Raw genomic sequence first — 9,167 nt, 5'->3', positions numbered from 1 at the left:
GAGGCGCGCGGCACCGAGCCGCTCAAGCCGTGGCTCGCGCGGATCGCCGCGGTCAAGACAACCAACCAGCTCGTCGCGCTGATGGCCGAGCCCGGCTATGCCGCGCCGATCAATATCGGGGTGAGCCCCAATTCCAAGGACCCGACCCATTATACGGTCGATACCGGGCAGGCCCGGCTCGGCCTACCGACGCGCGATTACTATCTGCTGCCCGACGCCAAATATGTCGCGTATCGCAAGGCCTATCACGACTATATCGTCCATATCCAGCAACTCGCCGGCATTTCCGACGCGGCGGCCAAGGCCGATACGATCATCGCGCTCGAAACCAGGCTGGCACAGGACCAATGGACACCCGAGGCGCGCCGGGACCCGGTCAAGACCTACAATCCGATGGACCGCGCGGGCCTGACCAAGCTCGCGCCGCAATTCGACTGGACTCCCGTCCTCGCCAAGATCGGCCTGGGCAAGATGCCGATCGTGGTCGTCGCCGAGCCGAGCGCGGTGGCCGCGGCGGGCAAGGCGATCGAAACCACGCCGCTCGCCACCTGGAAGGATTGGATGACGTTCCGCTTCATCAGCGACCATGCGCAATATCTGCCCAAGGCGTTCGACGATACGCGGTTCGGTTTCTACAGCCGCACGATGCAGGACGTGCAGAGCCAGCCGGAGCGCTGGAAGCGCGGCGTGCGTCTGCTCAACGACTATCTCGGCGAGGCGGTGGGTGAGATCTACGCCCAGCATCACTGGACCGCCGATACCGACAAGCAGATGACCGAGCTGATCGGCGACCTGCGCGCGGCGTATAAGGAGAAGATCGACAACGCCGCCTGGATGGACGAGCCGACCCGCAAGGAAGCGCTCGCCAAGCTCGCCTCATTCGATCCGCGGATCGGGCACCCGGCCAAATATATCAACTATTCGGCGATGACGGTGTCGCGCACCGACCCGCTCGGCAACGCGATCGCCGCCGAGGACTTTCAGTGGAAGCTGCAGCTATCGCGGCTGCCCAAGCCGGTCGACCGCGGCCTGTGGGACATGAACGTTCAGGAAGTGAACGCTTATTACAACCCGCTGATGAACCAGGTGACCTTCCCGGCGGCGATCCTGCAGCCGCCCTTCTTCGATCCCGCCGCCGACCCTGCGGTCAATTACGGCGAGACGGGGGCCACGATCGGCCACGAAATGGGTCATGGTTTCGACGACGAAGGCCGCCAGTTCGACGCGACCGGAAAGCTGCGCGACTGGTGGACCAAGGAATCCGCCGACCGCTACACCGCGCACGCGCAAAAGCTGGTTGCGCAGTTCAACGGCTACGAGCCGATCCCCGGGGTCCACATCAAGGGCGAACTGACCCTGGGCGAGAATCTCGGCGATCTCGGCGGGCTCGAAGCGGCCTATGCCGCCTATCGCCGCTATGTATCACGCCATGGCGAGCCGCCGGTGATCGACGGCTATTCCGGCGACCAGCGCTTCTTCATCGCTTATGCGCAGAGTTGGCAAGGCAAGGCACGCGAAGGCGCGTTGCGCGCCCAGCTCCTGTCCAACCCGCACAGCCCGGAAGAATATCGCGTCAACGGCATCGTCCGGAACATGGACGCCTGGTACGCGGCGTTCGGGGTCAAGTCGGGCGACAAATTGTATCTGGCACCGGAGGATCGCGTTCACGTCTGGTGAGTGGGGGTATTACAGCCCTCTCCCGTTTACGGGAGAGAGGTGCGTTACTGCAGATCGGGAAGAAGTTCTGACGATGAAGCGACTTGCCCTGTTTGGCGCCATGCTAGGTTCCGCGATTGCCGCCGTTGCTGCCATCCCGGCGTCGGCGCAGGTGGTCTCGCCGCCGCCGGCCAGGGTCGCCGCGCCCCAGGCCGCGACGGCCGCTCGACCGCGCTCGATCCTGTTCATCGGCAACAGCTTCACGCAAGGGGCGCATTCGGCGGTCAAACGCTATCGCAACAACACCGTCATCGATCTCAACGGCGACGGCTATGGCGGCGTGCCGGCGCTATTCAAATTGTTCGCCGCCGAATCGGGGCTCAATTATACGGTCGCGCTGGAGACCGATGGCGGGAAGACGCTGGGCTTCCACTGGAACCAGCGCCGCCAATTGGTTTCCCGGCAATGGGATGTCGTCGTCCTCCAGGAACTGAGCACGCTCGACCGCGAGCGTCCGGGCGATGCGACCGATTACCGCACCTATGCCCCGCAATTCGCCGCGATGTTCGCCCGCAACAATCCGCGGGTCGACGTCTATCTGATGGCAACCTGGAGCCGCGCCGATCTGGTCTATCAGCCGGGCAGTCCCTGGTCGGGCAAGCCGATCACGGCGATGGCGCAGGATTTGCGTCGCGCGGCCGACGGGGTGCGCGCGCTGTCGCCCGCATTCCGAGGCGTAATCCCCGTCGGCGAGGCGTGGAACCGTGCGATCGCGAGCGGAATCGCCGACCCCGATCCCTATAACGGCGTCGCGTTCGGCGAAGTCGATCTGTGGACCTACGACCATTACCACGCCAGCATCTTTGGCTATTACCTGGAAGCGCTGGTCGTGTTCGGCCGCGTCACGGGGCTCGACCCGACCAGGCTGGGCGCCAATGAGCGCGCCGCCGACGATCTTGGCATCGATCCCCGGGTCGCCGTCCAACTGCAACAGGTCGCCAAGGCGCAACTCGCCACGCCTTAAGCTGTCAGGCGAGCGAGAAAGCCTTTGGACGTGGCGGGTCGGGGAACCGAATTATTGCGCGAACGCTGGTTCTCCACCTTTGGGTGCAGCCGGCGCCTTCGCTACTTGCGCAACGCAAGCCTTTTTCGACGGCATAGCCGACTTGCCCGACTGGTGGTGACCCGCGCTCGGGGTGCACGCCGGACGATCGCGCATGCGATGGATCGCCGCGGGGGTCTTGCCGGCCGGGTGCCAGACAACTTCGTGCGTGTCATTGAACGATTGGGCGGCGGCGGGCAGCGGCAGGACAAGCGCGGCGGCCACAGCGATCAGGGCGGATTTCACATCGGACTCCTTTTGAAGAACCCGCTTCCTGCCATTCGGCCCGTCGCGCCGCCTTGCCGCTCCGTAACAAATCATTGCCGGCCAGGGGCGGTAAGCTTGAGGGCGGAGCGCAGCGCGACTAGGTCCAGCGCATGACACCGATAGAGGCCGTTCGATGACCGCCCCAAACATCGTCCTGGTCGAGGACGACCCGCCGCTCCGCACGCTCACGACCCGCGCGTTGCAGGAGAATGGCTATAATGTCCGGCCCGCCGCGACCGCGCCCGAAATGTGGCGTGCGTTCGAACAGGGTCCGGTCGATCTCGTCCTGCTCGACATCATGCTGCCCGGCACCAGCGGCATCGATTTGTGCCGCGAGCTTCGCCGCACGAGCGAGGTGCCGATCATCTTCATCTCGGCCAAAGGCAGCGAGACCGATCGCGTCGTCGGGCTCGAACTCGGCGCCGACGATTATCTCGCCAAGCCGTTCGGCACCCGCGAATTGGTCGCGCGTATCCGCGCGGTGCTGCGCCGCCATTCGATCGAGCGCGGCCCCGCCGATCGCGAGAAAGGCGAACTCAGCTTCGAGGGCTGGACGGTCAATCTGCCACGCCGCGAATTGCTGTCGCCGACCGGGGCCGCGGTCGAGCTGACCGGCGCCGAGTTCGATCTGCTCGTCGCCTTGTGCGACAACGCTCAGCGCGTGATCGCGCGCGAACGGCTGATCGAGCTGTCGCGCACCCGGCTCGGCGACAGTTCGGACCGCAGCGTCGACGTGCTGATCAGCCGATTGCGGCGAAAATTGTCGAGCGCGGGCAAGCCCGCTCCGATCATCACCGTGCGCGGCGTCGGCTATATGCTCAACGTCGCGGTGGAGCGGCGTTGAGGCGCCTGCCCCACCTAACCTTGGGGCTGATCGGCCGCGTCTTCGCGATCCTGCTGCTCGCGGTGCTCGTCGAATATGGCGCGAGCACCTTCCTGTACGAGCGCGCCAGCCAGTTCTCAGTGCGCCAGGACGAAGCGCATCGGCTCGCCGAACATCTCGTCATCGCCAGCAAGCTGATCGAGGAAGCACCGATCGGCGAGCGCACCACCATGGCGTCCGAGCTCACCACATCGCGCTATGCGGTCGCCTGGCGCGCGGTACTGCCCAAATCGCCGGCGGTAGCACCGTCGCTCGACAAATTGACCGAGCAGGTGCTCGCCTGGGAGCCCGACCTCGACGGGCGCGACCTCCGCCTCAATCTGACCTCACCGGGGCGCGACGGCTTCATCACCGGCGCGTTCCGGCTCGACGATGCCAGCTGGATCACCTTTCGCACGCGCCAGCCGGTGCGCGCGCTCGACATGGCGGTCAGCCGCATCCTGCTCGCGCTGACTCCGGCGGTCGCGCTGATCCTGATCGGCGGATTGCTGGTGCGCCAGATGCTGCGTCCGATGCGCGATCTCGCCCGCGCCGCCGACCGCGTCGGCCATGGCGACGTCGAAGCGGTGCCCGAACGCGGCCCGAGCGAAGTGCGCGACGTGATCGTCGCGTTCAACGCGATGCAGGCCCGCATCCACACCTTGATCGCCGACCGCACCCAGGCGCTTGCCGCGGTCGGCCACGATTTCCGCACGCCACTCGCTCGCCTCCATCTGCGCGCCGACGCGATCGACGAGGACGATCTGCGCAATGCGATCCAGCACGACGTGGTCGAGATGGATCAGATGGTCGCGTCACTGCTCGCTTATCTATCGGGAGAGAACGAAGCCGATGGCGAAGCGCCGAGCGCGACCGACCTCGCGGTGATGTGCGCGACGCTTGCCGACGACGTCGTCGATCGCGGCGGCAAGGCGAAATATCACGGCCCCGATCATTGCGAGCTGATCGTCCGCCGCGTCGCGTTGAAACGTGCGGTCACCAATCTGGTCGAGAACGCGCTTCACTATGGAGAGCGCGTCGACATCCGTCTCGATGCCACTCCCGATCAGGTGACGATCGCGGTCGAGGACAATGGCCCCGGGATCGCGCCGGAGGATCGTGCCCGCGCGCTGGAACCGTTCGTCCGCCTCGACGACGCGCGCGGCCGCGATACGCAGGGGTTCGGCCTCGGCCTCGCCATCGTCCAGCGCGCGGTTGCAGCGCATGGCGGCGAGTTCGCGCTGGACGCTGCGCCGTCGGGCGGGCTCAGCGCGCGGATCACGCTGCCGCGCGGGGCGGCGATCGCCGAGTAGCGCGCCCAGCGGGCTGCCCAGCGGTCGACGAAACTGATATGAATCGACCATGGAGCCGGATCCGATCAAGAAATCCGTGCTGAAGAGCACGTATATCGGGATCATCCTGGCGCCGTTTTTGTCGGCGTTCGTCATCGCCGCCATCCTCGCAGCCGGGCCGGCTGAGGTGTTCAAGGCGTTGCGCGGCCAGAAACGTGACGGTTGAATTCGACCGATGATATTCGTGCGACCGGCTCATTGAGCGGGGCCGACGCCAGGGAGGGCAATTGAGCGACATCGCGATCCGATTAGACGGCCTGTTGTTCGGGCTGGTCCTCGTCGCAGGCGGCGGGATATTCGTCGTTGCCGCGCTCTTATCGGCGATCCGGACATTGATGATCGAACCCGCAGACAAGCGTTCCTGGACAATCACTTCCTATAGCCTGTGGCTGGTCTTGGCGCACGCTGTCGCGCTGATGCTGCTGGCCGTCTATACCGACAGCCAGGTTAGTGCGCCGACCGGCCCCGACTGGATCGACTGGCTGGCGGTGCCGTGGCTTTGTTTCGTTCTGGCCGGGCTAGTCCTGCTCTTTCGTCGGCTGCGGCGCGAAAACAGGCGGGACGTCATCTGACGCTATACCATGGCCGAAAAGGCGCCTAGCATCCCCGAATGGGGTTCATCGCCCGCCACCGGCCCTCTCGCGCCACGATCGCAGTGTTCGGTTGCCTGTCGCTGTCCGCCATAGCGATCCCCTCTTCTCGCGTAGCCGGACAAACCGCGCCGGCGAGCTCCCCGCAATTGGTCGGAATCTATGACGGCGGCCAGATGGAGATGGGTGTAGGCCTGCGGCTGCAGCCCAATGGCCGGTTCGATTACATGCTGGCCTATGGTGCGCTGGACGAAAGCGCGAGCGGCCGTTGGACCAGTGATCACGATACCGTCTATCTGACCAGCGATCCCGTCACGCCACCGCGATTCACCCTTCTCGGGCAGCAACCCGCGAGCGACGGCAAGATGCACCTCATACTCGATCTGCCGCGGGGCTGGACGCGGCAATATCTCGATGCCGAGATCGGTCTGGCCGACGGACGCGTCGCGGGCGGTCAATTGTCCGACGATAGCGACGTGATCCAGCTCGCCCCCAACGACAAACCGGTGTCGCTGCGCGTGCGGCTGGACGTCTATGACATCGCGAGCGACAGCTTCCATCTCAACGGCAGTGCTGCGTCGATCCTCCATGTCCGCTTCGACCCCAATGACCTCGGCAAAGTGGCCTTCGCGAAGACGCCGCTGCACATCACGGGCAAGACGCTGACGTTCGAGCGCTACGGCCGCTCGATCGTCTTCAAACCGACCGACCAGAAATGGGAGACGGAGTGACCTTCGTCGCTTGGCGAGGTGAACAACGATTCTCCTGCCGGCCCCTCGCTTAAGCCCGACCGAAGACCGAAGAACGCTCTCCCGTCCGAATAGCGGGGCCCGGACGCGGGTCCTCGACCTCGGCAACATTTCCTTACGCCCGCGCTGCACTGCGGAAAATTGCAGGCCCTAGCTCTTCCCGGCAACCAGCCAAGAGGAGTATCTGCCGTGAACGATCTGATCGGACGCGTCTTCGATTTCGAAAAGCGCGTATTTCCCAGCAACGACCTCTACGCCAAGCTCGCGGTCGACGGGCAAAGCCCCAAGGCATTGATCATCTCCTGCGCCGACAGCCGCGTTGTCCCCGAGCTGATCATGCAGGCCGACCCCGGCGACCTGTTCGTCTGTCGCAATGCGGGCAACATCGTCCCGCCGTTCGCGACGCAGAATGGCGGCGTGTCGTCGACCGTCGAATATGCCGTGCTCGCGCTCGGCGTGCGCGACATCATCGTCTGCGGCCATTCCGACTGCGGCGCGATGAAGGCGCTGATGAACCCCGAATTGCTCGAGGGCATGCCCAATGTCGCCGCCTGGCTGCGCCACAGCCACGCCGCCGAAGGCGTCGTGCGCGCCGGCTATGGCCCACTCGCCAATAACGAGCGCGTTCGCGCCGCCAGCTTGGAGAATGTCGTCGTCCAGCTCGCGCATCTCCGCACGCACCCCGCGGTCGCCGCGGGGATCGCGCGCGGCGAGATCTCGCTGCACGGCTGGTTCGTCGACATCCATCAGGGCGTGATGCTCGGGCTCGACGGCGAAACCGGGCGTTTCCTGCCGATCCGCGACGATCGCCCGCTTCCCGTGGCGCTCGCCGCCGCCCAGCGCCTGGCGATGGGTGAGGAATATGCGGAGGCTGCCGAATGAGTATGGCCAAGCCGGCGGGCGGTTTTCTCGCCCGCGACTTCACCGCCTCGATCGTCGTTTTCCTGGTCGCGATGCCCCTTTGCATGGGCATCGCGATCGCGTCCGGCGTGCCCCCCGAAAAGGGCCTGATCACCGGTATCATCGGCGGCATCGTCGTCGGTGCGCTGGCGGGCTCCCCCCTCCAGGTCAGCGGCCCCGCCGCCGGCCTGGCGGTTATCGTGTTCGAACTGATCCGCGATCAGGGCCTGTCCGCGCTGGGGCCGATCCTGATTCTGGCCGGCCTGATCCAGGTCGTCGCCGGCATCTTCAAGCTCGGCGGCTGGTTCCGCGCGATCTCCCCCGCCGTGGTCCACGGCATGCTCGCCGGCATCGGCGTGCTGATCGTGGTCGGCCAGTTCCACGTGCTGTTCGACGCCAAGCCGATGTCGAGCGGACTCGACAATCTCGCCGCGATGCCGGGCCGCCTGCTCGGCCTCGATCCGAGCAACGCAACCGCGACCGAACTCGCTCTCGTCATCGCGCTGCTGACGATCGGCGTGATGATCGCCTGGGAGAAATTTCGTCCGGCCGCGCTGCGGCTGGTGCCGGGTGCTTTGCTCGGCGTGGTCGCCGGTACGTTGGTCGCCTTCCTATTCGGCCTCGATGTCACCCGCGTCAACGTCCCGGAATCGATCGCCGCCGCCGTCGCCCTGCCCGATGCGTCGATCTTCGCGAAGTGGCTCGACCCGTCGGTCCTGGTCGCGGCGCTCGCCATCGCGTTCATCGCCAGCGCCGAGACGTTATTGTCGGCCGCCGCGGTCGACAAGATGCACGACGGCGTGCGCACCGACTATAACAAGGAATTGCGCGCGCAGGGCATCGGCAACCTGTTATGCGGCGCAGCCGGCGCGCTGCCGATGACCGGCGTGATCGTGCGCAGCTCGGCCAACGTCCAGGCCGGTGCGGTGACGAGGTTGTCAGCGATCCTGCACGGCGTGTGGATTCTCGGCTTCGTCGCCCTGCTGCCCTGGCTGCTGCGCGAGATCCCGATGGCGACGCTCGGCGCGGTGCTGGTCGTGACCGGCTGGAAACTGGTCAATGTCACGCATGTCCGTGAGCTCTTCCGCCATCATGGTATCTTGCCCGCGGTGATCTGGGCGGCCACCCTGGTGATCGTTGTCGCCGAAGACCTGTTGACCGGCGTGCTGGTCGGGATCGGGCTGTCGCTGATCGAGGTGATCCCGCATGTGAAGCGCCTCAAGCTCGGCGTCGATCACCACGAAGCGGACGAGCATGCCGCGATCAGCCTGTCGGGCACCGCGACCTTCGTCCAACTGCCGCGATTGAGCGACGCGCTCGATAAGGCGCCTGCCGACAAGCCGCTGACGATCGACGTCCGCAATCTGGCCGCAGTCGATCACAGTTGCGCGGAACTGTTCCGCGAGTGGTTGGCGCGGCGGCGCGCGAGCGGGGCCAGTGTCACCCTGCTCGGCGCCGACGGGCGGCTCGCTCGCCTCGCCGCGTAGGATTGCCCCGGCAATCTTTCGTTACGATCGGGATACGCAGCGCCGACCTCCCGCCACTATCCCGGTCTTACCGGAACCGTCCGCCCCCAGCTTCCCTTTGCATCGCAAGGGCGGGCGGTTCCGGCCCCCAGATTGTTTGCCGGCAGTCTGAATACCCTAGTCCAGAGCCGAGCCTCCCTTTTCGCATCGGCTTCCTTAGAGC

At 65.7% G+C, this 9,167-nt stretch carries 10 protein-coding genes; 9 read left to right on the top strand and 1 reads right to left on the bottom strand.

Translation table 11 applies throughout. The annotated features are described in order from the left end of the window. Positions 1–1,677 (top strand): M13 family metallopeptidase (locus SAS01S_RS10065; RefSeq protein ID WP_066807550.1); only part of this gene is annotated, 1,677 nt, incomplete at its 5' end. Positions 1,678–1,750: 73 nt separating this feature from the next. Further along, positions 1,751–2,680: an SGNH/GDSL hydrolase family protein gene (locus SAS01S_RS10060; protein ID WP_066807549.1), complete on the top strand. Its 930-nt coding sequence runs from the start codon at positions 1,751–1,753 to the stop codon at positions 2,678–2,680. A gap of 51 nt (positions 2,681–2,731) precedes the next feature. Here the strand turns inward: SAS01S_RS10060 and SAS01S_RS10055 are convergent, their stop codons facing one another. Continuing rightward, positions 2,732–3,004 (bottom strand): hypothetical protein, encoded by a 273-nt coding sequence (locus tag SAS01S_RS10055; RefSeq protein ID WP_157082761.1) that lies wholly within the window; start codon positions 3,002–3,004, stop codon positions 2,732–2,734. Positions 3,005–3,158: 154 nt separating this feature from the next. On the opposite strand from SAS01S_RS10055, the gene SAS01S_RS10050 reads away from it, so the two are divergent. The 7 genes from SAS01S_RS10050 to SAS01S_RS10025 all read left to right on the top strand — a co-directional run bounded on the left by SAS01S_RS10050 (position 3,159) and on the right by SAS01S_RS10025 (position 8,965). Beyond that, entirely contained in the window at positions 3,159–3,869 is a 711-nt protein-coding gene (locus tag SAS01S_RS10050) for a response regulator (protein WP_066807547.1), read from the top strand. Continuing rightward, positions 3,866–5,200 carry an ATP-binding protein gene (locus SAS01S_RS10045; protein WP_066807546.1) on the top strand — a complete coding sequence of 445 codons (1,335 nt, stop codon included), beginning with the start codon at positions 3,866–3,868 and terminating at the stop codon, positions 5,198–5,200. The genes SAS01S_RS10050 and SAS01S_RS10045 overlap by 4 nt, the downstream gene beginning before the upstream one ends. Positions 5,201–5,249: 49 nt before the next feature. Further along, positions 5,250–5,405: a hypothetical protein gene (locus SAS01S_RS22495; RefSeq protein WP_157082760.1), complete on the top strand. Its 156-nt coding sequence runs from the start codon at positions 5,250–5,252 to the stop codon at positions 5,403–5,405. 61 nt (positions 5,406–5,466) lie between these two features. After that, on the top strand, positions 5,467–5,811 hold the full coding sequence (locus SAS01S_RS10040; protein WP_066807545.1) for a hypothetical protein: 345 nt from the start codon (positions 5,467–5,469) through the stop codon (positions 5,809–5,811). Between the two features lie 38 nt (positions 5,812–5,849). After that, a complete protein-coding gene (locus SAS01S_RS10035; protein ID WP_157082759.1) occupies positions 5,850–6,560 on the top strand; it encodes a hypothetical protein in 711 nt (236 codons plus the stop codon). Between the two features lie 207 nt (positions 6,561–6,767). Beyond that, on the top strand, positions 6,768–7,460 hold the full coding sequence (locus SAS01S_RS10030; protein ID WP_066807543.1) for a carbonic anhydrase: 693 nt from the start codon (positions 6,768–6,770) through the stop codon (positions 7,458–7,460). A 2-nt stretch (positions 7,461–7,462) separates the two neighbouring features. Then, on the top strand, positions 7,463–8,965 hold the full coding sequence (locus SAS01S_RS10025; RefSeq protein WP_066807542.1) for a SulP family inorganic anion transporter: 1,503 nt from the start codon (positions 7,463–7,465) through the stop codon (positions 8,963–8,965). Positions 8,966–9,167 lie beyond the last annotated feature (202 nt).

It is taken from the genome of Sphingomonas asaccharolytica NBRC 15499 (genome assembly GCF_001598355.1).
Classification (GTDB): domain Bacteria; phylum Pseudomonadota; class Alphaproteobacteria; order Sphingomonadales; family Sphingomonadaceae; genus Sphingomonas; species Sphingomonas asaccharolytica.
The sequence above is the reverse complement of the archived record's forward strand: the minus strand, read 5'-3'. Positions and strand labels throughout refer to the sequence as shown.

Excerpts from the sequence above, each read along its gene's own strand:
- SAS01S_RS10060 (WP_066807549.1), top strand. The coding sequence starts at position 1,751 with ATGAAGCGACTTGCCCTGTTTGGCGCCATGCTAGGTTCCGCGATTGCC.
- SAS01S_RS10050 (WP_066807547.1), top strand. The coding sequence starts at position 3,159 with ATGACCGCCCCAAACATCGTCCTGGTCGAGGACGACCCGCCGCTCCGC.
- SAS01S_RS22495 (WP_157082760.1), top strand. The coding sequence starts at position 5,250 with ATGGAGCCGGATCCGATCAAGAAATCCGTGCTGAAGAGCACGTATATC.
- SAS01S_RS10035 (WP_157082759.1), top strand. The coding sequence starts at position 5,850 with ATGGGGTTCATCGCCCGCCACCGGCCCTCTCGCGCCACGATCGCAGTG.
- SAS01S_RS10025 (WP_066807542.1), top strand. The coding sequence starts at position 7,463 with ATGGCCAAGCCGGCGGGCGGTTTTCTCGCCCGCGACTTCACCGCCTCG.